Raw genomic sequence first — 24,187 nt, 5'->3', positions numbered from 1 at the left:
GATGAGTAAAATACAATTACAGAGTGTAATGTGTAAATAAATTTAACCTTTTAAATTTAAATCTATATTTTATGAACAAGAGTCTACAAATCTTGGTTATTGTTTTCTTGTTTTGTTCACAGCAATTGGCTTACGGACAAAATAAAATAATAACCGGAACAATAACAGATGATCAAATGCTCCCATTACCGGGGGTTTCCATTGTAATTAAAGGTACCACGCAAGGTACTATCAGCGATGTTGACGGAAATTATAGTTTCTCTATTCCAGAGGGTAAAACTGTTCTTGTATTTTCCTTTATTGGTTTTAAAGACAAAATTATCGATGCATCTAAACTTACTTCGTTGAATGTGAAAATGGAAGTTGAAACAGAAGGTTTGGATGAAGTAGTAGTGGTTGGATATGGTAAGATGAAAAAAAGTGATTTGACAGGAGCTGTTAGTTCTGTAAAAACAGACGAGCTTAAGGGAATGACTATTTCCAATGCTGATCAAATGCTTAAAGGAAGATTGGCTGGTGTTCAGGTTACTCAAAATTCCGGAGCTCCTGGTGGAGCAGCATCCATTCGTATACGTGGGGCTTCATCAATCAACAATTCCAACGAACCACTTTATGTTATTGATGGTATTCCATTTAGCGGTGAAGGATCAGAAATTGGTGGTTTTGCCTGGGCAGGTGGAACTGGTGGACAAACAAAGGTGAATCCTTTATCTACCATTTCTCCATCAGATATTGTATCTATGGATGTTTTGAAAGATGCATCAGCAACAGCAATATATGGAGCCGCAGGAGCCAATGGTGTTGTAATTATTCAAACCCGAAGGGGGCAATCCGGTGAGGCAAAGATTAGCTACGAAGGCTACATGGCATTTCAAAAAGTTGCCAAAACGATCGATATGATGAACTTGAGAGATTATGCTAAATATCAGGTTGAACTAGGAGAATTCACGCAAAATGAAGTTGATGAGGCATATAAGGATCCTTCTATTTTGGGAGAAGGTACAGATTGGCAGGATGCAATTTTTCGAACAGCACCATTGCAATCGCATCAACTATCATTAACCGCAGGATCAGAAAAATTTAAACTCGCTGCAAGTGTAGGTTATATGAATCAGGATGGTATCATATTTGGCTCTGGTTTTGAACGATATAATTCACGTCTTAATGTTGATGGAGAGGTTCGTAAATGGCTTAAAATGGGTGCTTCTCTTGCTGTTACACATACCGATGAAACAATAACGCGTCAAGATGGTACAGATGGTGTGATTATGCAGGCTTTAACTATGCAGCCTTCCGTACCGGTATTCAACTTTGACGGTACATGGGCAGGTCCAGGGGATATTAACGGCGCCTCTCAGTACAATCCGGTTTGGTTAGCCAAAATGCAAAACAATACATTGACTCGAAATCGTGCCATGGGGAATGTGTATTTGTCAATTGATCCGGTGAAAAATTTGAATATCCGAAGTGAGTTTGGTTATGATATTTCGAGTAGCAAAAATAAAAGTTTTATTCCGACCTACGATTTTGGTCTGATTGAATCGAACCTTAATAAGATGATGCAGCGCGAAGACAATTCTGTATACTGGTTATGGAAAAATTATGCAACATATAATTTCAAGCTGGAAAAACATGGTTTTAGTATCATGGTAGGTGTGGAGATGTCCAAAAATGCATGGGAAGGGACTTCATTAATTAAGCAAGGTTTTACAACTGATGATATTTTTGTAATGACAGAAGACGGCGATTTTGTATCTAATGATGGTTGGAAAGATGAAGCGACCAGTTCTTCGGTATTTGGTCGACTCAACTATAATTATGATGACAGATACCTTGTAACTGCAACCATGCGTGCGGATGGATCTTCGAAGTTTGGAGGAGATAACAAATGGGGATATTTTCCTTCTGCAGCTGTCGCGTGGAGAGTTTCGCAGGAATCATTTCTTAAAGATTCTGAATTAGTCAGCAACTTGAAATTAAGATTAGGTTATGGTATGGTAGGTAATAGCAATATTGGGACTTATAAATACGGTTCTGCTATGCATACCATGACGACTCCTTTAGGAACAGCTTACCGATTGGCCAATGTATCAAATCCAAAACTAAAATGGGAAGCATCTCAACAATACAATGCTGGTATTGATATGGGGATTATTCAAAATAAAATCTCTTTAACAGTTGATATGTATCGAAAATCAACTAAAGACCTATTGATGCAGGTTTCAATTCCTTCCTATCTGGGGGACAAAGATGAATATTCAGGAATTGCTGCTCCTTATGTTAATATTGGAGAGACTCGGAACCAAGGGGTTGAGATATCTTTGAATACGATAAACATATCGAATAATAATTTTAAATGGTCTTCTGATGTTGTGGTTTCAGTAAACAGAAATAAGGTGCTTGCCTTAAATGATGATTCTCAGGTGCTTTATGGGAATTTGGATTGGTGGAGTGAATTCCAAACAGCTACAGCTATTATGGTTGGTCAACCGATGGGAGTGTATTATGGATACAAAACTGATCGTTTATTTACCAATGAAGAAGATATATTAAACTCACCTGTTCAAGTTGAAGATCCGGGAAATTCTGATCTGAATTTATACAATCAGAAAACAGGAGTTTATGTGGGAGATATTAAATTTCAGGATTTAAATTCTGATGGGGTTATTGATGATAATGATCAGACTGTAATAGGAGATCCTAATCCTGAATTTACATTCGGATTTAATAATACTTTCAGCTATAAAAACTTTGAATTAACAGTTGGGATAAACGGTGTTTATGGTGGTGATGTTTTGAATTTTTCACGCGTAAGAACAGAGGGAATGACCTCTATCTGGGATAATCAGTCAAAGGCTGTTGTCAATCGTGCTCAGGTTGGTTCCGATGGTTCTGGTAATGCATATCTTCTAAATCCGGAAGCCAATATTCCTCGCCCGTCAACTAACGATTTTAACAGAAATACCAGGATGAGTGATCGTTGGATTGAAGATGGAAGTTATTTAAGGATATCCAATATTACACTTGGATACAGCATTCCAAAATCGGCTCTTAAGTTAGTCGGATTAAATAATGCTAAAATTTATGGGACTGTACAAAATGTCTTTACATGGACAAATTATTCTGGTTACGACCCTGAAGTTGGAGCTTACAATCAATCTGCATTGTATCAAAATATTGATATGGGACGTTATCCAACTCCTCGTACTTATACTTTTGGTATTAATGTTGGATTTTAAACTAAAAAATTAAGAAAATGAAAAATTTATTTAAAATCATATATTTTTTGATTGTTGTAATGACAATGGGTGGTTGTGACGATTTTCTGACTGTGGTGCCGCAGGATTCTCTTGTTGCAGAAAATTATTATACTTCTGAGGCTAATGTTAGGGCGAATACCGCATCGCTATATGGTAGTGTTTGGTGGGATTTTCATTCTCAATTTATGTGGTTGGCCGGAGACGAATTAGCAGGTGATTTGTATTATACCTATGATGCCGAAGGTCAGTTTTACTACAACAAGGTTGGAGCTGGTAATAAATTCAATAATACTGGCTGGGAAGGTTTGTATCGGGTAGTATCTTTTTCTAACTCGATTATAAATGATATGCCATCGGCAGCACGTGAAAACGGTATTTCAGAAGATGTAATACAAAAAGCGCTTGGCGAAGCCCGTTATATGAGAGCCGTTGCCTATTATTTTATAGCTGAAAACTGGGGAGAAGCGCCAATTATTGAAAATGCCACAGAGTTAATTACTTCAGGAAATGTCGCTGATATTTATGTTAATAAACATACACAGTCAAACCTATACAGATTCATGTGTGAAGATTTGGAGTTTGCAGCAGGTATTCTTTCAAAAACGGATGACGAAGGCCGCGTAACCAAATGGTCGGCATTAGGAATGTTGGCAAAAGTTTATGTAACAAGAGGAGCTTATGAGGGGAATAGCGAATACTTTAGCTTAGCCAAGGAATATGCCCGTCAGGTAATTGAAGATTCGAACCTGGCTTTGTATGATAATTTTTCTACAATGTTTGATGTAGAAGCGAATAATAGTTCAGAATCTCTTTTTTCTATTCAATGTATGGTAGGAAATTACGGCGATGGGAATTCACGAAATGTGAATTGGAGCCGGGGATCTCGTATTGCCGACCAAACATGGGGAGCAGGTAAGGGACCAACCATTTCTCTTCAGGAACTTTTTGCAGAACACCCTAATGATGCCCGCCGTAAATGGACTTATATGACCCATGGAGATTACTATGAAAATCTGGACAAGGCCAATGGTGGATACACATACCAATTCTCTTACCGCGATCCTGAAGATTTAGATACTCAGGTAGAATCGACGAATGGTATGTTAGCTCACATTAAAAAATATGTTATTGGTAAATCTGCTGACACGGGAGGACAAGTTGGAACAAATCAGGATGCAGGGAACAATATCTACGTTCAACGACTTTCTGATGTTTACTTTCTTTATGCCGAAGCATCAATGGGTTTAAGCGAAACAACCTCTGATGCAGCCGCTATTGGGTACATCAATAAGGTATTGGATACTCATGGTGCTGGTTACAATGTTTCTGCTCCTTTAACTTACATTGATTTGATTAAAGAGCGTCGTAAGGAATTTGCTTTTGAGGCTAATTCATGGTACGATATAAAACGTTACTACTATAGAAACAACACTGCAGCTATAGAATATTTAAATAGCATGAAAAGAGATCAGTTGTATGTGTTCGATTATAATAGTATGGATCAGGAGGGATTATCTACTGCTGACAAATATATTCTTGAGAACGATCGAAACTCTTATATAATAGGATGGGAAACTACTGATAATGGAGAATGGGATGGAGAACGTGTTAATAATATCGTTTTCAATAGTTCTTCAATGTATATTAGTTTACCAGCAGAGGTAACTACTAAAGCTCCTATCTTGCTTGAAGGTGCTGTTGACTATTATGGTGAATAGAATGTGTTGTGACTATAGTAAACTCCTTATCATTAAGGATAAAAAAAAAATAAACATATGAAACGTCCATGCCAAAGTGATTTTGACAAACAGAAGATGATTATTCCTGCATGGCAAGTTCTATATGGCAAATCAAAAACAAATTATAATCATATGAAAAACATACTAAAAATATTATCATTACTATTTGTAGTAATACTTGGTGTTACTGCCTGTAATGATGATGATAGTGATGGAGGTACACCTTCCATTCAATACGTACGTCCTACCGATGCGGCAGCTTCGGACTCTTTACTTGTAAGTGCTTCAATGGGGCAAACCATTGCAATAATAGGAAAAGACCTGCAAGGTGTTGTATCGGTTTATTTTAATGATCAACAAGCTAAATTAAATCCAAACTTTGTAACATCACATTCAATAGTTGTTACAGTACCTGGATCTATTCCTGATGAAGTAACAAATACGATTACATTAAATACTTCTTCGGGTAAAAGTTTGGTTTATGATTTTATAACTAAAATTACGCCTCCAAAGATTAAATCAGTAAGCTGCGAATGGGCAAAAGATGCTGCAGAAATTACGATTTATGGTTCCTACTTTTTCCCAACAGCAAATGGTGATATTAAAGTTTTATTTCCAGGTAATTTGCAGGCTGAAGTGCTTGAGTTTACCGACGAATATATTACGGCTGTCGTGCCAAACGGAACGATGAAAGGTTACATTACTGTAACAAATGATTATGGGACAGAGCGCACATCTTTTATTTTTAGAGATGACTCAGATATTTTTATTGATGGAGAAAATCCAACAGCATGGAATAATTGGGGATTATCTGATTTTGCCTCTGAAAATGGAATTTCGGGCAGTTATGTGAATTTTGAAGGAACAACTGGTTCTTGGGCATGGCCTGCAAATTCAATTCAATTATTATACATTAATCCTAATGCACAGCCTCTTGTTTCAGAGGGGGATGCAAGTGATTATGTGTTGAAATTTGAATGTTATTGTCATGAGTGGCATGATACTCCAATGTTAATTTGGTTTGACAACGACGGCAGCCACAATGTAGATGGTGCCAATGCTCAATATCACTGGAAACCATACAACAATAACGGCGTTTCTGAGAACTATGTTACCGATGATTGGATTACTGTAAGTATGCCAATTTCAGATTTTATTTATAGCAAAGATGAATCAGAAACAGATCGTGCTATAACAAGTCTGGGTGAACTTCAGAATTTAAATGTGATGTGGTTTGGTGCGGTTAACGAGTCAACTGCCGAATTCGGGTTGAAAATGTGGATTGATAATGTTCGCCTTGTGAATAGTAAAGAGTAAAAATCGAACAAAAACGTATTTTAGTTATGAAAAATAATATATATAATCGATTACGTATAGCATTAATATGCTTTACACTATTGGCTGGCATCTTTGTTGTTTCTTGCGACAAAGACGATGATAATGGGGGAAGTGTTGAGCTGTATTCGTTTGGTCCAAGCCCGGTTTTACGTGGGACTGATATTCATTTTATCGGACAGGATCTGGACTTAGTTACCTCTGTAGTTTTACCGGATAATATCGAGGTAAGCAATATCACTGTACTTAGTAGTTCTGAAATAACCATTACAGTACCGCAAGAGGCTGAACCTGGTCTTGTAATTTTAAAGTACAAAGGAGGTTCTATTACAACAAAATCAAGAATTGGGTACACCGAACCTTATTCGATCACATCAATTGCGCCTGTCGAAACAGCTGTTCGGGAAGGAGAAGAGGTTACAATTAGTGGTGATTACCTTAACAATATTGTTAAGGTTGTTTTTCAGGGAAATGCAAGTGTTGATTCTGCAAATTTTGTGTCTCAGTCTCGTAAAGAAATTGTTTTAAAAGTTCCAAAAGTGGCTGTTTCCGGTAAAATTATTGTAGAAGATGTTCATGAAAATCAACTTTATTCTGATTTAGAATTAACTATTTTACAACCAAGCCTAACAAGTTTCTCGCCAACGCTTGTTAAGGCTGGTGAAAACATAGTGATTAGTGGAGCAAATCTTGATTTGGTATCAGAAATTATTTTTTCCGGAGATTCTTTGGTTGTGGCTAAAGATTTTGTATCCGTTACTTCAACATCAATAGAAATTGTAAGTTCTGCTTATATTCAAGATGGTCCTATTGTCCTGAAGGCATATTCCGGCGTGGAAGTAATTAGTTCAGAATCCATAACAACTGTTGTCCCATCAGCACTTACTATTGCAGCAGTAAATCGTTACAGAGCAGAACTTGAAGTGCTTATTACCGGATCTGACCTTGATTTAACAACTTCGGTACAGTTTACAGGAGGAACTGCAATTACTGATTTCACCTATAATGGAACCGGTATTACTGTTGTTATACCGAATGATGCTGTTGATGGAGTCGTAACTCTTAATACCGCTTCAGGTAAAAGTGTACCAACAGATGCAATTGTGCTGGTAAAACCAATCATTGCAGATGTGACTCCAAATCCGGTGGATGCAAATAATGATATCACGATTACCGGTACAGATTTAGATTTGGTTAAATCGGTTACTTTTGGCAATGATTTAACGGTTGATGTAACTCCTGAATCCGGCACAAGTATAACTGTTACTGTTCCTATGGAGGCCACAACGGGTGAGTTGATCCTGACAATGATTAATGGAGCTGCCGTTAATACTTCTTCTGTAACTATAAATAGTCCTGATTATTGTTATATCCCGGTTCTTCCTGACTTCGAAACAGAGATTAATTCAGGTAAAGTATTTTCAATTGATGTGGTAAATGGTGCTGCATTAACAGAGGTAAAAGTTGATGGCAATACGACAAGTTCTTTTGTTGAAGGAACCACTATGTATGTGTTTATTCCAAGTAAGGCTAGTGGCAAAACCGAGTTAACTTTGATTTCTGCAACAGGAAGTATTTCATATACAATTTCAGTAATTGGCGTAAGTAGTATCGAAACTGTGATTATGAATGAGACTCATGATTTAGGATCATGGGCAAATGAAGCTGCTGGTGGAGCATTTCGTCTTTACAAACCTTCTTTTGAAGGAGTGAAGGCCGGGTCAATTTTGAAATTTTATTTTACAGTTTCAGGTACTCCCGGACAAATGCAGATTAATGATGCGAACTGGGGGCAACAGGCTATGCTTGAATTTACTGATGAAGTACAGACATCCTACGAAATGGAATTGACACAAGGATTTCTGGATCAGATATTAAATACAAGTGACGGATGGTCCGAAACTGCTATAGTAATACAAGGGCAAAATTTGGTTGTTTCAAAGGTGTCTGTTATTACTTTCGAGGCTTCAGCTTCTGAAACAATTTGGACAGGCTCACAAGTTATGCCTGGTGATTGGTCTGGGAATATTCAATTATCTGCTGATCTTTTTACTTCTGCAAATGTTGGCGATGTAATTCACGTAAAAGCCACAGATGTTCAGACTGGTGCACAAGGTTCGTTTAAAAATGGATCATGGACAGAAATAGCTGCCGGAACGGATTACTTTGATATAACCGGAGATTTTGAATTGACCATTACTGCTGATATTTTAACAGCATTGCAATCGGGAGGACTGATAATCAGTGGTCATGATTATACTGCGACAGAAGTTTCTATCGGGTCTTAATTAAATTTTAACTTATTTATTCAATAAACCTTATTGCTTTTTTTCTCGAAAGAGAAAAGCAATAAGGTTAAAATAATCAATAATGCTTCAAAAAAAAATTCTATATAATCAAGTAGTTAGAAGTTTGTTACTTATTTTATTTGTACTTTTTGTTTTATCATGTGGTGCTGAAAGTGGCCCGGATGAGCCTGAAGTACTTGAACCTCCACATTTGGTAAGCTCAAATCCTGAAGATGGGGCTACAGAGGTAGATACAAAAACAACCGCTATGCAATTGGTGTTTGAAAGCAACCTAATTGTTGTTTCAGAATCCAAATTTCACTTAAATAATAATGTTGTAAGCAGTGTAACTGCTGAAGAAAATGTTTTAACGGTAACTTTTTCAACTCTTCAGACTGAAACGGAATATACTTTGATCATTGATGCCTTGGCTTTAAAAGTAGTAAACGGAGCCGTAAATTCAGCCCAAATTTCAATAAGTTTTACAACTGCAGCAAACCAAGCTGTAGATATTACAAATATGCTTGCCGTTGATAATCCTTCCCCGGAAGCCACAAATCTGTATTCCTTTTTAAAGGAGAACTATGGGGAAAAAATAATTTCCTCTGCAATGGCCAATGTGAACTGGAACATCAACGAGGCCGAATGGGTGAAACAGCATACAGGGAAATATCCTGCAATTGCAACGTTTGATTACGTTCATTTGCCTTATTCTCCTGTCGATTGGGTTGATTATTCTGACATTTCTGTTGTTGAGGATTGGTGGAGCAACAATGGGATCATAAGTGCTGGATGGCACTGGATTGTTCCTACCTACGAAGGTTCTGCAGATTATACTTATAAACCGGAAGAAACAACTTTTAAGGCTTCAAATGTTACAATAGATGGCACTTGGGAAAATACGGTTGCCAAAGCTGATTTAGAAGAAATAGTTGGATACTTAAAATTGCTTCAGGTTAAAAACATCCCCGTTATTTGGCGGCCATTGCACGAAGCAGCAGGTAATACATATGAATATACGAATGGTGAAGCGTGGTTTTGGTGGGGTACTGACGGTGCAGATACCTACAAAGAACTTTGGGTTTTTATGTTCGATTATTTTAAAGCTCAAGGACTAAATAATTTGATATGGGTGTGGACTACACAAACAAAAGACAACGCCTTCTATCCTGGTGACAACTATGTTGATATCGTGGGAAGAGACATTTATAATAATGCTGAAGTAGCTTCTATTGCTGCTGAATTCAATACAATTCAGCAAACTTATCCTACTAAAATGATCACTCTAAGTGAATGTGGCAACACGGCTGATATTTCTGAACAATGGAATGCCGGAGCTAAATGGTCTTATTTTATGCCTTGGTACGATTACGAAAGAACAAATGATACAAATGAATCAGATTTTGCGGGTAACGTTCATGAACATGCCAATGTTGCTTGGTGGACGAATGCTTTTAGCAATACTTATGTAATTACACGAGAACAAATGCCTGATTTAAAGTAGAATATGTAAATGATATTTTATTTTAATGTGAATTCCCAAATGGATTAATAGATTGATGATGAGAGAAAAAAATAATTCACTGGAGCAATTTCTTTGTGAGATTAAACAAGAATGGTTCGATATACTTGATTATTGGGCAGAAAGTACAATTGACATGCAAAATGGTGGTTTCTATAGTGAGATTTCTAATAATAGTGAAGTCAATAGTGAAATTGCAAAGGGGGTTGTACTAAACACAAGAATTTTGTGGACATTTTCATCCGCATATAACCATAGTAAAAGTGAGAGATATCTTGAAATAGCCAAGCGGGCTTTTGATTATATTCTTGCATTTTTTTTGGATCATGAAAATGGTGGCTTATTTTGGGCTGTTGATGCTGTTGGAGGGGTTGTGAATGATAGAAAACAAGCTTATGCACAAGGATTTGGTATTTATGCTTTTTCGGAATATTACAAAGCTTCGAATGACGAAAATAGTCTTATGCAGGCTATAAATCTTTTTCATTTGCTGGAAAGCAAATATAAAGACAATGAGTTTGGTGGTTACATTGAGGCTTTGGGTAAAGACTGGCAGATGTTGGATGATATGCGATTGAGCGAAAAAGATGCAAATGAGCCAAAGTCAATGAATACGCACCTTCATATTATTGAACCTTATACTAACCTTTATCAGGTATGGAACAATGCTGAACTGAAGAATAGCATTAACAATTTGCTTACGATATTTTGCGATCGGATTTTTAATCAGCAAACGTCTCATTTCCAATTGTTTTTTGATATGGATTGGACAGTAAAATCCAATGAAATATCCTTTGGACATGATATTGAATCAGCTTGGTTGCTTAGTGATGCGGCAAGAGTGATTCATGATGAGAAATGGATTGAGAGAATGGAAACAATAGCTGTTCAGGTAACAGATAAAGTTATTCATGATGGAATGGATCGTGATGGCAGTGTTTTTTACGAGAAAATTGATGGACTTATTGATAAAGATAAACACTGGTGGGTTCAAGCCGAGGCGATTATAGGTTTGGTGGATACCTACAAAATAACAGAAAATAAAAAGTATTTAGACAGAGCCATTCAAATATGGACATTTGTTAAAGCCAATATTAAAGATGGTAAAGGCGGAGAATGGTTTTGGCGTGTTAATGAGGCAGGAAAACCTGTTCTTAGTGATTGTAAAGTTGGGTTTTGGAAGTGCCCATACCATAATACCAGAGCACTAATTGAAAGTTATAGCAGACTAAAAGAATAATCAGAATGAGAAAATTGTTTTTATTACTAATAATGATTGTGTTCAGCATTTGCGTGAATGCTCAGAAAGCAGAGAATTTGGCTTTAACTCCACCTATGGGTTGGAATAGTTGGAATACATTTGGTACAGATATAAATGAGCAGTTAGTGATGCAAACTGCTGATGCTTTTGTTGAATTAGGATTAAAAGAAGCCGGATATGAATATATTGTATTGGATGACGGATGGATGGCTAAGGAAAGAGATGAAAATAACAATCTGGTTCCGGATCCAAAGAAATTTCCTGGAGGAATAAAATCCATTGTTGATTATGTGCATTCAAAAGGTTTAAAATTTGGTTTGTACGAATGTGCCGGAAATCAAACCTGTGCTGGTTATCCCGGTAGCCGTGGTTTTGAATATCAGGATGCTAAACTTTTCGCCGAATGGGGAATTGATTTTTTGAAATATGACTGGTGCAATACCGAAAATTTAAATGCAAAAGGAGCTTATGAAACCATGAGAGATGCCTTGCATGCAAGTAAACAACCAATTGTTTTCAGTATTTGCGAATGGGGCGATAATGAGCCTTGGAAATGGGCAAAGGATATTGGACATTTGTGGAGAGTAACCGGTGATATTACCAATTGCTGGGATTGTGAAGTAGGTCATGGAAACTGGTCATCACGAGGCATTTGGCCAATTATTAATCTACGTAAAGACCTCCGGAAATTCGCAGGTCCGGGTCATTGGAACGATTTAGACATGATGGAGGTAGGGAACGGCATGACGGATTCGGAAGATCGTGTACATTTTGCCATGTGGAGTTTGTTGACCTCGCCTCTGATTTTAGGAAACGACCTCCGTAGCATGTCTAACGAAACATTGAAAACAATCGAAAATAAAAATGTAATTGCAGTCAATCAGGATGTTTTGGGTATTCAAGCTTATTGCCATCTGAAAAGTCCGGAATTGGAAATCTGGGTAAAACCTCTTGCCAATGAAGAATGGGCTGTGGCTTTTATTAACATGAGCAACGATGAATTACTCCTTACCTATGATTGGTGGAAACATCCAATAAACGATCAGCTAACTCACAAGCAATTGGAAAAGAAATACAAAAGTTACTCGATGTACGATCTGTATGCATCCAAAAATATCGGGTTAACCAATAAAAATCTTGAGTCAAAAATTAAAGGGCATGATGTTTTATTGCTAAAACTTAGTCCTCAGAAATAATAAAACCAGCAAAAGGGAAGCTGTGTTGAATGGCTTTTGCAAGTACGAACCTATCTGGAGTATTTATACACAGCTCCACTAAAAGCGAATAGAATGGATCAGAAAATCTGTTTAAAAGAAAAAATTGGATATAGTTTTGGCGATTTTGCATCTTCTATGTTTTGGAAGATCTTCTCCATGTTTCTCATGATTTTTTACACTGATGTGGTTGAGTTATCTCCTGCATCAGTTGGAACAATGTTGTTATTGACTCGTTTGTGGGATGGATTGAATGACCCGATTATGGGAATTGTTGCAGATAGAACCAGTACTTCGAAAGGAAAATTCAGACCCTATCTTTTATGGGTTGCCATTCCGTTTGGAATTATTGGGGTTTTAACCTTTTCCACTCCGGAATTTGGTCCGTCAGGGAAATTGATTTACGCCTATGTAACTTATACCTTAATGATGATGGTGTACACGGCAATTAATGTCCCTTATTCTTCCTTAATGGGAGTAATGACCGATAATTCGGATGAAAGAACATCTTTGGCTTCCTTCAGATTTATTGGTGCCTATTCCGGGGGAATCTTCATGACCGCTTCTATTCCATATTTATTGGATTTTTTTAGGGAAATAGGTTCAAGTGAAGCAGGCAGCTATCAATATTCTGTTGCAATTTATGCTGTTGTAGCAGCTTTCTTTTTCATCATGACTTATTTGTGGACAAAAGAGAGAGTAAAGCCATTGGAAGTGAAAAATTCGATTTGGAAAGATGTAAAAGATTTGGGGAAAAATGCACAGTGGTTTATTATGCTTGGCGCCGGTATTGCTGTGCTGATCTTCAATTCTCTTCGCGATGGAAGCATCATGTATTACTTCAAATATTTTATCAAAGATCAAACCGTTCCTTTACTTGGAGAAATGAAGTGGGATAAGTTGGCGGGTGCATATATGACCATTTGGTTGGTAACAAATATGATAGGAGTTTTGTTAGCCAAACCCGTTTCAGCAAGAATAGGAAAGAAGAAAACCTTTATTGGAGCAATGGTTTTGGCATCATTCTTCAGTATTGCCCTATATTGGCTGCAACCCGGACAAATAGGATTGATTTTTCTGCTCAACATTTTTATTGGAGTAACAGCTGGAATTGTATTGCCGCTAATCTGGTCGATGTACGCTGATATTGCCGATTATTCGGAATGGAAAACCGGACGACGCGCTACTGGATTGGTGTTTTCATCTTCCTCAATGTCGCAAAAAATGGGATGGACACTTGGAGGCGCCGTTACAGGTTGGCTGTTGGCCGCTTATGGTTTTGAGGCCAATGCTGAACAATCTTTCGAATCATTAAAAGGAATTCGCTTGATGATTAGTATTTATCCAGCCATTGGTGCCGCGCTTTCTGCTCTGTTTTTATTGCTGTATAAATTGAGCGATAAATATATGAAGCAAGTAATTTCCGAATTGGCTGAAAAGCGAAGATAGATCGTTGTGAGAAATCTTTTAAAAGAGTTTAATTTGTGGTTCGAATATTATTATGAACTAATTTTTTAAGATAAAATGAGAAAATTTCTATTTGTAAGTCTTCTAAGTTGCTTCTGTTTGTTTGGCTGTCAGGAGCGTGTTGTTAAAATTGCATGTATTGGCGATAGCATTACGCAAGGATTTGGAAGAGATAATCAGGATTCTTATCCAAATCAGATGAACGTGATGCTGGGTGAAAACAAAGAAGTGAGGAATTTTGGTGTTAGTGGCAGAACGATGCTGAGAAAAGGAGATCGCCCGCTATGGAAAGAAAGTGTATTTGCCGAAGCTGTTCAGTACAAAGCTGATATTGCAGTTATCTTATTGGGGACTAATGATTCAAAGCCTCAGAATTGGGATCAGTACAGCAATGAATTTTGCAGGAATTACCTGAGTATGATTGATACGCTAAAAACGACCAATCCGAAAATGCAGATTTATGTTTGTTATCCGCCACGTGCATTTGCTCAGGTTTGGGGAATTCGTGATTCGGTTATTGTAAATGGCGTTATTCCTGTTGTCGATTCTATTCTAACCCAAAGAGATGTTAAGTTGATTGATTTTCATTCTGCGATGTACGATAATGAAGATCTGTTTCCAGACAAAATTCATCCGAATAAAGCTGGATACAAACGAATGGCTGAAATTGTAGATGAGGCTATCAGTAAATAGAAATAGTATGGATTCAAGGAACTTGTTCATGGTTTTGAATTCATAATAAAATTTAAAAAACATATGAAACGTTCATGCCAAAGTGATTTTGACACAAAGGGGGATGATTATTGGTTCATGGTAAGTTCCATATGGCAATTTAAAAAACAAATTACAATCGTATGAAACACTTCAGAATCATCATTTTTTTGTTTGCACTGATATTTTCAGACGCGAACTGTTTTTCTCAGGAAATAAGTATGTCTCCTCTATTTGGCGATGGTATGGTTCTTCAGCGCGAGAAACCTATTTCCGTATTTGGTGAAGCTCCGGCTAACAAAAAAATAACTGTTCTCTTTAGAGATCAGTATAAACAAATAGTCGCAGATGAAAATGGAAAATGGAAAATTGAACTTGATTCTGAAGTTTATGGTGGTCCGAATAGTTTAACGGTGAAAACCAAAAATGAAACATTGGAAATTAAAGATGTTTATGTGGGCGAAGTTTGGATCTGTTCCGGTCAATCCAATATGGAAATGCCGCTTTTAGGCAATTGGGCTCATGTTAACAATGCTGAAGAAGAGGTTGCCCATGCAGACCATCCCAATATCCATCTTTTTATGGTTGACCGAAACACATCTTTTCAGCCTGAAACAAAAATGGAATCGAAAGGATGGAAAACATGCACTCCCGAGAGTTGTAAAGAATTTTCGGCGGTTGCTTATTTCTTTGGCCGCGATTTGGATGAATCGCTGGATATGCCCATTGGGTTAATCCAGACAGCTTGGGGTGGAACCGTAGCCGAAGCCTGGACGAGTGCTAAAACCTTAAAAAACATAGCTGATTTTCGGGAGAAAGTACTTCAAATTGAAAAAAATCCAACATCCAAAAAAGAGTTGGAACTAAAATACAAAAAAGACCTTGCTGCTTTTATTCAGGAAACAGGTGAGGCCGATAAAGGAATTAATGGTAAGGATACCATTTTTGCTTCGGTTGATTTGAATGATGCAGATTGGATGCCAATGGATCTGCCGGGGATGGTAGAAAGTACCAAAATTGGATCTGTTGATGGAAGTATTTGGTTCAGAAAAACCATCAGTATTTCTGATGAAAATGCAAATAAAGAAATGATTTTGCACATTGCAGCACCTGACGATGCCGATGAAACATGGTTTAATGGTGTAAAAGTGGGAGAGAGTACCGAATGGGATGTTCCCAGACAATACAAGCTGGCTTCGAATCTGGTAAAACCCGGTAAAAATGTAATTGCAATTCGTTTATCCGATTATCGGGGTGCCGGAGGTTTTATGGGAGAAGCTTCTCATTTTGCTTTAACATCGGAAGATGGATTTAGAATGGAATTGGCTAAAAACTGGAAATGCAAAGTCGGATATAATTTAAAAGACATCAAAACAATTCCAATAGAACTAAACGATCCCAATCAACCAGCAGTATTGTTTAATGCCATGATTAACCCTTTAATTCCATATAGTTTCCGTGGTGTAATTTGGTATCAGGGAGAAAGCAATGCCGGCAGAGCAAAGCAGTACGAAGAATTATTTCCTGCGATGATTAATGACTGGAGAAGCAAATGGGGCGGAGAAGATTTTCCCTTTGGTTTTGTGCAGCTGGCTTCTTATCTAAAGCGGAATACAGAACCTGTAAACGATAGCTGGGCCGAACTTCGCGAGGCGCAGCGCTTAACCCTCAAATTACCAAATACAGGAATGGCTGCAGCTATTGATATAGGAGATGCTAAAAACATCCATCCAGGCAACAAACAGGATATAGGAAAGCGTTTGGCTTTGTGGGCGCGAAACAAAGTTTATGGCGAGAATATTCCTTATTGCGGACCTGTTTACAAGGCTATGCATATAGAAAGTTCATCTCTTATAATCGAATTTGAAAATTGTTATGAAGGACTGGCAACTTCGGATAACAGGGAAGTAACCGGTTTTGCTGTTGCTGGTAAAGATGGTGTTTACCATTGGGCTAAGGCAAAAATTGAAGGGAATAAATTGAAGCTGACATCAGATCAGGTGACAGAACCTGTTTCGGTGCGTTACGCATGGAGTTCCAATCCCGATTGCAACTTAATCAATGCTGCGAAATTACCAGCGGGTCCTTTTGAAGCGAAATTGTAGATTCCAATGAACGTTCGTAGGAACTAATAGATTTAACAAACTTTGTCAAAAGCACAACCATCTCATGAACAATTACAGGTTGAATTTAATTGTATTACTATTTTTTACGGGACTATTCAATGCATGTCAACCCAATGAAATTCAAAACATGGAAACAAGGGAATTAAACTCCAACTGGACTTATCATCAGGCAAATGGTGAGTTGGCAGGAAAAGCGGCAGTGCCCGGAACCATTCACACCGATTTGCTTGCGAATAAACAGATTGAAGATCCGTTTTATCGTACAAACGAGAAAAGTCAGCAATGGATTGATAAAGGGGATTGGGAATACAGCAGTTCTTTTCAATTATCCGAAAAGGAAACGAACAAGCAAAATCTACTTCTCGATTTTAAAGGACTGGATACTTATGCCGATGTGTATGTTAACGATTCGTTGCTGCTGGAAGCCGATAATATGTTTCGGGAATGGGAAATCGATATCAAAAAGCTGGCAAAAGTCGGAGAGAATCAACTGCGTATTTATTTTCATTCACCGATAAAAAAAGGACTGGAATTATTAAAGGCATCAGCTTATACATATCCAGCAAGCAACGATCAATCAGAAAACGGTGGTTTGGGCGATAACAAGGTATCGGTTTTTACACGTAAAGCCGGTTATCATTATGGCTGGGATTGGGGGCCGCGTTTTGTGACTTCCGGTATTTGGCGGCCAATTGAGCTTAAAGCCTGGGATGAAGTTCGTATTGTAGATGTGTTCATTCAGCAAAAATCTGTGAAGAAGGAAGAAGCAAAACTGATAGCTGATTTTACTCTGGAAGCAAACGAAGGTTTTACAGGAAAAGTAATCATAAAAGATCAATCTACCGGCAAGGAATTGCTGACTAAGCAGGTTGAAATTGAAAAAGGAAGCAATTTGATTTCTGTTCCATTCAATATCGAAAATCCGAAATTGTGGTGGTCGAACGGATTGGGAGAGCCGAATAGGTATCAATTCGAAGCTCAGTTGGTAAAGGACAATTTTGTAATGGCCAAATATGTTGTAAATACAGGATTAAGAAGTCTGAAGTTGGTTCAGGAAAAAGATGAGGCAGGAGAGTCATTTTATTTTGAATTGAATGGTGTTGCTGTTTTTGCAAAAGGCGCAAATTACATTCCCAACGATAGTTTTTTGCCACGGGTTAGCAAAGCCGATTACGAAAAAGTTATTGCTGATGCAAAAGATGCCAATATGAACATGCTTCGGGTTTGGGGCGGCGGCACATACGAGAACGATATCTTTTATGATCTGTGCGATAAAAACGGCATCATGGTTTGGCAGGATTTCATGTTTGCCTGCTCCATGTATCCGGGCAATGAGGAATTTTTGGAAAATGTGAAACAGGAGGCCAAGGACAATATTGTGCGTTTGCGCAATCATCCATCCATTGCCCTTTGGTGTGGAAACAACGAAATAAATACAGCATGGAGTTATTTTTCCAAATCTGGTTGGGGTTGGAAAGAACTATATACCGAAGAACAACGGGAAGAAATTCAAAAGGCATACATGGATATTTTCCATGACATTTTACCGGATGCAGTTCATAAATATACCGATGGAGATGACTATTGGCCATCGTCGCCTCAGGCAGGATTCGAACCCGAAAAGCATGCTGCTTACAATAGCAGAAGCGGAGATATGCACTATTGGGGCGTGTGGCACGGATTGCATCCGTTCGAGGATTTTGACAAATACAAAGCTCGTTTCATGAGCGAATATGGTTTTCAATCTTTCCCCGATTTCGAAACAGTGAAAAAGTACACCTTACCGGAGGATTACAACATCGAATCGGAAGTGATGGCTTCTCATCAGCGAAGCGGAATAGGTAATTTACGCATTAAAGAATACATGGGTTGGGATTACAAAGTACCCACTGATTTTGAGGGATTTCTATACATGAGTCAGGTATTGCAGGCAAGGGGAATTAAAACTGCTGTTGAGGCACACCGACGGGCCAGACCTTACTGTATGGGAACTCTTTACTGGCAAATTAACGATTGCTGGCCGGTTGCCAGTTGGAGCAGTACCGATTATTATCACAAATGGAAAGCCATGCATTACATGCTTCGAAAAGCATATAAACCCGTTTTGGTATCTGCTTTTGCAAAAAATGATACTCTGTCCATTTATGGTGTTTCAGATTTATTGGTTGGGAAGAAGGGTGTTTTGAGTCTGAATCTGATCAGTTTTGAAGGAGAACAATTGTTCAAACAGGAAATTTATGTTGATTTGAAAGCCAATACCAGTTCGGTACTTTTCAAAAGCAGTCTTGCTGATCTACTTGGTAAATTCGATAAAAAGTTGGTTGTGCTGCAAATGGAAGTAAGAGCAGAGGATCAGCTTCTGGCTGACGGCAGGTACTATTTTGCCAAACCAAAAGATCAGCTTTTGCCCGAAGCTAAAATTGACGTACAATTGATTGAAAAAGAAGGCAGGCACTTTATGGAAGTTTCAGCCGATAAATTAGTTCGCGATTTATATCTGAATTTTAAGGATTCAGATATTAGATGTTCCGATAATTACTTTGATTTACTGCCGGGCGAAAAACGAAGCATAGAATTATCGGGTTCGGATGTGCCAAAGCAAAGCGATTTGCAAATAATGCATTTGCAGCAAATTTCCGAGTAAGAAAAACCACAGCACCTAAAAAATATCGGTGCTTTAATTGATAATAATTATGAACAAAACTCTACTCTTTTTATTAGCCGGCATGCTCATCGTATTTTCTGCTTGTCAGCAAAAAAATGAAGCCAACTTTGTTAAAGTGGCTAACAATGGATTCACGCTAAACGGAAAGGAATATAGCTTTAAAGGAGCCAATTATTGGCAGGGAATGAATCTGGGAGCGCCTCAATCGGGCGATCAGCAGCGATTGCTAAGGGAACTGGATGAGATGAAGGAATTAGGGATTACGAATTTGCGGATATTGGCTGCAAGTGAAGCGGACTCTTCTATGCGCTACTGTATCCATCCAGCCTTACAAACAGCTCCTGGAGTGTATAACAATGATATATGGCAAGGATTGGATTTCCTGCTTGCCGAAATGGGAAAAAGAGAGATGAAAGCGGTTATGGTGCTTGGTAATTTCTGGACCTGGAGTGGGGGATTTCCTCAGTATCTGCGCTGGGCAGGTATGGGTGAAGTTCCCTATCCTCAGGAGCCTCCAACTTCGTGGCAGCAGTTCACCGACTACTCCAAACAGTTTTTTAGCAACGATTCGGCGCAGGAGATGATGAAGAATCATATTAAAACCATTATTGGCAGAATTAATTCGATAAGCGGAAAAGCCTATAAAGATGATGCTGTGATTATGGCCTGGCAATTGGCGAACGAACCACGGGGTTACGATGTGCCTAAGCAATTGCAGAAATGGACGCGTGCCACTTCAGCCTATATCAAAAGCCTTGATTCAAATCATTTAGTGTGTTTGGGTACCGAAGGAAATACGGCCGATTTGGTTTCCGGTGTTAATGTTTTAATTGACAACAACGATTCAAATATCGATTACATAACCATGCACATCTGGGCACAAAACTGGGGTTGGTATAGTCCCGAACAAAGCGATTCGGTATACACTGAAATGCTTCAAAAGGTAAATTCTTATTGGGATGTTCATGTAGATGCAGCTAAAAAACTTCAAAAGCCAATAGTGCTCGAAGAATTTGGAATTGCCCGCGATGGTTCATCTTTTTCTCCCGACACAACGACCAATTGCCGTGATCGTTTTTTCGAATTTATTTTCAACAAAGTCAATGAATCCATAAAGAACAATGGAATGGTGAGAGGTGTAAATTTTTGGTCCTATTCAGGAGAAGGAAGACCTCTACATCCGGGAGAATTCTGGAAAAAGGGCGATACTTATTTAGGGGATCCTCCTCACGAATTGCAGGGATGGTATGGAGTGTATGATAAAGATTCTACAACTCTTGCAATCATAAAACGATGCTGTGAATCTAAATTTTAGTCATTCATCCACAGTTCGTGTTTGGGAAAACAGAAGCAATGAGACATCAGAAAGACGCGATTGTAATCGCGTCTTTCTTTTTGTAAAAACCCCAACCGCCGTAAAGCAATTGGGGCATGATTGAAAATATAGATGTGTAGTAGTTCCTATCTAACCAATATTCCAAGCTGTTCCAATGTTTGGCGTTCCGATTTTTCGTAAAACAGATCCAAACAGGCACGTAAATCCGAACAGTAGATCATTAATTCGTTAAAAGTCACTTGTTTTCGAACCGTGGCAACCTGAGCTTCACCATCCTCTTTTTCCGCTTTTATTTTCAGCTCATCAATTTTTTCCAATTGCTGTGCCATTTCAGTGATTCTTTCAGGGCCTAACTCAACCAATGCTAATTTATCCTGAATTACAACGTGCTGAAGAATGGCATTTGTAGTTTCATTACATAGGTTTTTCCAGTCAGCATAATTAGTCGGAACCTCTTTGTTTAAACGAAGAAGAGTGTTTAGTTCAGCGTTATTTTTGAAGAAGTAACGACCGGCTTTACGGATCTTCACCAATTCTTCATATATTTTGTCGTAAACAATTTTAAATTCACGATTTGCTTCTGTCGATTCAATTTTTTCCGAAGATTGGCTTTCGAAAGCTGCTTTTGCATTTTCGTAAAGCTTTATTCCAGCCAAAATGCGCTTTTCTGGATAAATTGATGCAATTCGTGTTTTAATAGCTTCGTTACCCGATAAACCATATACGAGTATTCTACATTCTTCTAATGATTTTTGTAAACTCTTTGGCATAACAATCTCTTTTTTTCAGGGTTAATTTTTTTGGTTGTTTATATCTTAAGATAAATAATATATTTACTTGTTTTAATGTTGTTGTTTAGGCTCTTTTTATATTGTGTTATTGTTTGTTTATTGTTGTGAAAGTGTTTTTTATTGTTGTAAAGTTTCTTATTTCAGTGTTGTAATTATTTGTAGGTATTTCATTCGAATTCTGAAAGTAATAATTAATTACAACAAAACAAAACAAAACATAAGTTGAATTTGTTTTGTTTCGTAGTTTAGAATTTATGTAAAAAGAATGTTTTTTTTGAATTGGAAGAGTGAGAAATACAATGGTGCTGTGGTTCTTCACTATTATGTATTGGGAATTCACTTTTGAGCACAGGGAAAGTGCTTTTTAGGCTCGGGAAGATGCTTTTTCCGACAAATTGTCGCTTTTGAGCATCGGGAAGTCACTTTTTGGTATCGGGAATGCGCTTTATGGCAGGGGGAAGCACTTTTAGGCAAGGGAAAGTAGTTTATCCTGAAATAGCTTGACACAAAAAGTCAAGAAAATGGAAATAGGAAAAGAATGTATGCTAACCGACCAAATGAGTGGTTTTAAAAAGGAGAGTATAAACTATAACAGTTATGAAATAAGTTTTCGTCGTTGGAATGTAGTTTAAAGATTTGCTTATTGTGAATTTTCCCTTTAGGGGAAGCGGTATTTATGGCAATGAAAGTGCAGATAGTGCTTTGTTCCGGCTCTGTGACAGCTATTTGTTTGCAGTGAAAATTTTACAAATACAATATTTCAGAAATTTTTTTCGTGGAAGAGCGCAAGTTTATTTGCGAATGGGTGTCTAAGCATTTAAATTCACAGAATCAGCATCGAAGTAATTTTACTATGATTGAAAAGGACTTGGTTGAACAACTTAAATCCGGAAACGAAACTGCATTTCGCCAGCTTGTAGAGACCTATCAGGCAATGGTGGTGAATACAGCTATGGGGATGATTCACAATCAGACGGATGCTGAAGACATTGCCCAGGATGTATTTATACAGGTTTATCATTCGATAGCTGATTTTAGGAGCGAGTCGAGTCTGAAAACCTGGTTGTACCGAATCACTATTACGCGCAGTTTAAATGCAATTCGGACCAGTAAAAGAAGAAAATTCTTTAGTCGGATCGAAGATTTTTTTCAGGGAAAGAAGGAAGAAATACAAGAGGGGTCGGGTTTTGTGAATCCCGATCGATATTTGGAGGAAAAGGATCATGCCAGAGCGATTCATGCAGCTTTGGATGCTTTGCCCGAAAATCAGAAAATTGCTTTTACATTGAGTAAGTATGAGGAACTGAGCTATGCAGAAATTGCTGAGTTGATGCAGATTTCGAAATCGTCGGTAGAGTCGCTGCTGTTTAGGGCAAAATCGAATTTGCAGAAAAAACTCATCGGGTATTACGAAAAGTTTAAGAAGTAGCGCAAGTTTTTATTAAGAGTGGTGTCCAATACTAAAAACAATACAAATGGAATGCAACGAGGTAAATAGCAAATTAATTTTTTATCTGGAAAAGGAACTTTTGAAAGATGAAATGCTGCAGGTGGAAAATCATTTGTCGAAGTGCAGTTCATGTTCCGATCGCTTGGTTTTACTTCAGTCGGCTATGGGAGTTATTGAGAAGGAGAAATTTTTACAGCCGAATCCATATTTTGTATCAAAAACGATGAACCGTTTTAAGGAAGAGCAAAGAAAAGCCAATCAGCCGGTTTTTACCAGACTATTAATGCCTGCCTTTGTGAGTATCCTGTTTGTATTGGCTATTGGATCGGGCATTTTTATGGGAGCAAATTTTGCTTCGGATACTGAAAATATTCAGCAATCGAATTTGATTGATCCCTATTTTAACGAAATAGATAACGAAACCATTGAATTGTTTTTTTTAAACGATGGATATCATGAATAAAGCGAATAAAATTTGGATGTGGCTGGCTTTAATTTTACTGGCAGTTAATTTGTCAACGATTGGTTCGTTTTGGTATCACATGCAGCAGGAGAAGAAAATTGTTGAAAATAAGGTGGAAATGCCGGATGAATTCAGAACAAGGTTTCTTAAAGAGCAATTGGGATTGGATGAGGAGAAGAGGATTATTTTTCGATCGCTGAACAGGAAGTACAATCAGGATGCGAATCAGATCATGAATCAGTTGAATGGCTTGCGGCAGGAAATGGTTCAGCAATTGGGAAATAAAAATTGCGATACTCTGGAACTGAAAAATATTGCCGGTGAGATTGGCGAGATGCATAGGGAGTTGAAATTGGCAACCGTTCAGTTTTATTTGGATATGAAGAGTGAATTGAATGAAGAGCAGCAGGCCAAATTATTCGATTTGTTTAGTCGGTTGCTGCAAAAGGATGAAGAGGTGAAAACACCGAAAGGCAGAAGAAGAGGCTGGGGACATGGCAATGGTCCCGGTGGTAGAAATCAATAGAGTTTTATTATAGATATTCTTTTTAGGAAGTGA

Annotated in this window: 16 protein-coding genes; 15 read left to right on the top strand and 1 reads right to left on the bottom strand. The window is 37.9% G+C overall.

The window, feature by feature from the left end:
* Positions 1-71: 71 nt before the first annotated feature.
* From ACKU4N_RS12425 to ACKU4N_RS12370, 12 genes are all read left to right on the top strand, one after another.
* Positions 72-3,239, top strand: a complete 3,168-nt coding sequence (locus ACKU4N_RS12425) for a SusC/RagA family TonB-linked outer membrane protein (RefSeq protein WP_321316663.1) — start codon at positions 72-74, stop codon at positions 3,237-3,239.
* 17 nt (positions 3,240-3,256) lie between these two features.
* A complete protein-coding gene (locus ACKU4N_RS12420; protein ID WP_321316660.1) occupies positions 3,257-4,978 on the top strand; it encodes a RagB/SusD family nutrient uptake outer membrane protein in 1,722 nt (573 codons plus the stop codon).
* Between the two features lie 57 nt (positions 4,979-5,035).
* The gene (locus ACKU4N_RS12415) at positions 5,036-6,316 is read left to right on the top strand and encodes a glycan-binding surface protein (RefSeq protein WP_321316651.1); all 1,281 of its coding nucleotides are present in this window, start codon (positions 5,036-5,038) and stop codon (positions 6,314-6,316) included.
* Positions 6,317-6,342: 26 nt separating this feature from the next.
* Positions 6,343-8,622 carry an IPT/TIG domain-containing protein gene (locus ACKU4N_RS12410; RefSeq protein ID WP_321316645.1) on the top strand — a complete coding sequence of 760 codons (2,280 nt, stop codon included), beginning with the start codon at positions 6,343-6,345 and terminating at the stop codon, positions 8,620-8,622.
* 82 nt (positions 8,623-8,704) lie between these two features.
* Complete coding sequence (locus tag ACKU4N_RS12405) at positions 8,705-10,126, top strand: glycosyl hydrolase (protein WP_321316640.1); 1,422 nt, start codon at positions 8,705-8,707, stop codon at positions 10,124-10,126.
* A gap of 55 nt (positions 10,127-10,181) precedes the next feature.
* Complete coding sequence (locus tag ACKU4N_RS12400) at positions 10,182-11,384, top strand: AGE family epimerase/isomerase (protein ID WP_321316638.1); 1,203 nt, start codon at positions 10,182-10,184, stop codon at positions 11,382-11,384.
* A 5-nt stretch (positions 11,385-11,389) separates the two neighbouring features.
* Entirely contained in the window at positions 11,390-12,601 is a 1,212-nt protein-coding gene (locus tag ACKU4N_RS12395; RefSeq protein ID WP_321316636.1) for a glycoside hydrolase family 27 protein, read from the top strand.
* Positions 12,602-12,694: 93 nt separating this feature from the next.
* Positions 12,695-14,068 (top strand): MFS transporter, encoded by a 1,374-nt coding sequence (locus ACKU4N_RS12390; RefSeq protein ID WP_321316635.1) that lies wholly within the window; start codon positions 12,695-12,697, stop codon positions 14,066-14,068.
* 75 nt (positions 14,069-14,143) lie between these two features.
* Complete coding sequence (locus ACKU4N_RS12385) at positions 14,144-14,779, top strand: GDSL-type esterase/lipase family protein (RefSeq protein WP_321316634.1); 636 nt, start codon at positions 14,144-14,146, stop codon at positions 14,777-14,779.
* A 161-nt stretch (positions 14,780-14,940) separates the two neighbouring features.
* Positions 14,941-16,902, top strand: a complete 1,962-nt coding sequence (locus ACKU4N_RS12380; RefSeq protein ID WP_321316633.1) for a sialate O-acetylesterase — start codon at positions 14,941-14,943, stop codon at positions 16,900-16,902.
* Between the two features lie 148 nt (positions 16,903-17,050).
* Positions 17,051-19,567, top strand: a complete 2,517-nt coding sequence (locus tag ACKU4N_RS12375) for a beta-mannosidase (RefSeq protein ID WP_321316632.1) — start codon at positions 17,051-17,053, stop codon at positions 19,565-19,567.
* Positions 19,568-19,616: 49 nt separating this feature from the next.
* Positions 19,617-20,903 carry a glycoside hydrolase 5 family protein gene (locus ACKU4N_RS12370; RefSeq protein WP_321316631.1) on the top strand — a complete coding sequence of 429 codons (1,287 nt, stop codon included), beginning with the start codon at positions 19,617-19,619 and terminating at the stop codon, positions 20,901-20,903.
* A gap of 146 nt (positions 20,904-21,049) precedes the next feature.
* Here the strand turns inward: ACKU4N_RS12370 and ACKU4N_RS12365 are convergent, their stop codons facing one another.
* Positions 21,050-21,694, bottom strand: coding sequence for a PQLLE family protein (locus ACKU4N_RS12365; protein WP_321316630.1), 645 nt, complete (start codon positions 21,692-21,694; stop codon positions 21,050-21,052).
* A gap of 874 nt (positions 21,695-22,568) precedes the next feature.
* On the opposite strand from ACKU4N_RS12365, the gene ACKU4N_RS12360 reads away from it, so the two are divergent.
* Genes ACKU4N_RS12360 through ACKU4N_RS12350 form a run of 3 tightly spaced genes read left to right on the top strand, consistent with a single transcriptional unit; the run spans position 22,569 to position 24,154 of the window.
* Complete coding sequence (locus tag ACKU4N_RS12360; RefSeq protein ID WP_321316629.1) at positions 22,569-23,144, top strand: RNA polymerase sigma factor; 576 nt, start codon at positions 22,569-22,571, stop codon at positions 23,142-23,144.
* A 46-nt stretch (positions 23,145-23,190) separates the two neighbouring features.
* Positions 23,191-23,628 (top strand): anti-sigma factor family protein, encoded by a 438-nt coding sequence (locus ACKU4N_RS12355; RefSeq protein ID WP_321316628.1) that lies wholly within the window; start codon positions 23,191-23,193, stop codon positions 23,626-23,628.
* Positions 23,621-24,154: a periplasmic heavy metal sensor gene (locus ACKU4N_RS12350; RefSeq protein WP_321316627.1), complete on the top strand. Its 534-nt coding sequence runs from the start codon at positions 23,621-23,623 to the stop codon at positions 24,152-24,154. Before ACKU4N_RS12355 ends, ACKU4N_RS12350 begins: the two co-directional genes overlap by 8 nt.
* Positions 24,155-24,187: the final 33 nt, after the last annotated feature.

The sequence above is a fragment of the Labilibaculum sp. genome (assembly GCF_963664555.1).
In the GTDB taxonomy this organism is placed as follows: domain Bacteria; phylum Bacteroidota; class Bacteroidia; order Bacteroidales; family Marinifilaceae; genus Labilibaculum.
Note: the sequence above shows the minus strand (reverse complement) of the source record. Positions and strands in the feature narration are given on the sequence as shown.

Coding starts and splice junctions, on each gene's coding strand:
- ACKU4N_RS12400 (WP_321316638.1), top strand. CDS start 10,182: ATGATGAGAGAAAAAAATAATTCACTGGAGCAATTTCTTTGTGAGATT.
- ACKU4N_RS12365 (WP_321316630.1), bottom strand. CDS start 21,694: ATGCCAAAGAGTTTACAAAAATCATTAGAAGAATGTAGAATACTCGTA.
- ACKU4N_RS12405 (WP_321316640.1), top strand. CDS start 8,705: ATGCTTCAAAAAAAAATTCTATATAATCAAGTAGTTAGAAGTTTGTTA.
- ACKU4N_RS12350 (WP_321316627.1), top strand. CDS start 23,621: ATGAATAAAGCGAATAAAATTTGGATGTGGCTGGCTTTAATTTTACTG.
- ACKU4N_RS12425 (WP_321316663.1), top strand. CDS start 72: ATGAACAAGAGTCTACAAATCTTGGTTATTGTTTTCTTGTTTTGTTCA.
- ACKU4N_RS12415 (WP_321316651.1), top strand. CDS start 5,036: ATGAAACGTCCATGCCAAAGTGATTTTGACAAACAGAAGATGATTATT.
- ACKU4N_RS12390 (WP_321316635.1), top strand. CDS start 12,695: ATGGATCAGAAAATCTGTTTAAAAGAAAAAATTGGATATAGTTTTGGC.
- ACKU4N_RS12360 (WP_321316629.1), top strand. CDS start 22,569: ATGATTGAAAAGGACTTGGTTGAACAACTTAAATCCGGAAACGAAACT.
- ACKU4N_RS12355 (WP_321316628.1), top strand. CDS start 23,191: ATGGAATGCAACGAGGTAAATAGCAAATTAATTTTTTATCTGGAAAAG.
- ACKU4N_RS12385 (WP_321316634.1), top strand. CDS start 14,144: ATGAGAAAATTTCTATTTGTAAGTCTTCTAAGTTGCTTCTGTTTGTTT.
- ACKU4N_RS12380 (WP_321316633.1), top strand. CDS start 14,941: ATGAAACACTTCAGAATCATCATTTTTTTGTTTGCACTGATATTTTCA.
- ACKU4N_RS12420 (WP_321316660.1), top strand. CDS start 3,257: ATGAAAAATTTATTTAAAATCATATATTTTTTGATTGTTGTAATGACA.
- ACKU4N_RS12410 (WP_321316645.1), top strand. CDS start 6,343: ATGAAAAATAATATATATAATCGATTACGTATAGCATTAATATGCTTT.
- ACKU4N_RS12395 (WP_321316636.1), top strand. CDS start 11,390: ATGAGAAAATTGTTTTTATTACTAATAATGATTGTGTTCAGCATTTGC.
- ACKU4N_RS12375 (WP_321316632.1), top strand. CDS start 17,051: ATGGAAACAAGGGAATTAAACTCCAACTGGACTTATCATCAGGCAAAT.
- ACKU4N_RS12370 (WP_321316631.1), top strand. CDS start 19,617: ATGAACAAAACTCTACTCTTTTTATTAGCCGGCATGCTCATCGTATTT.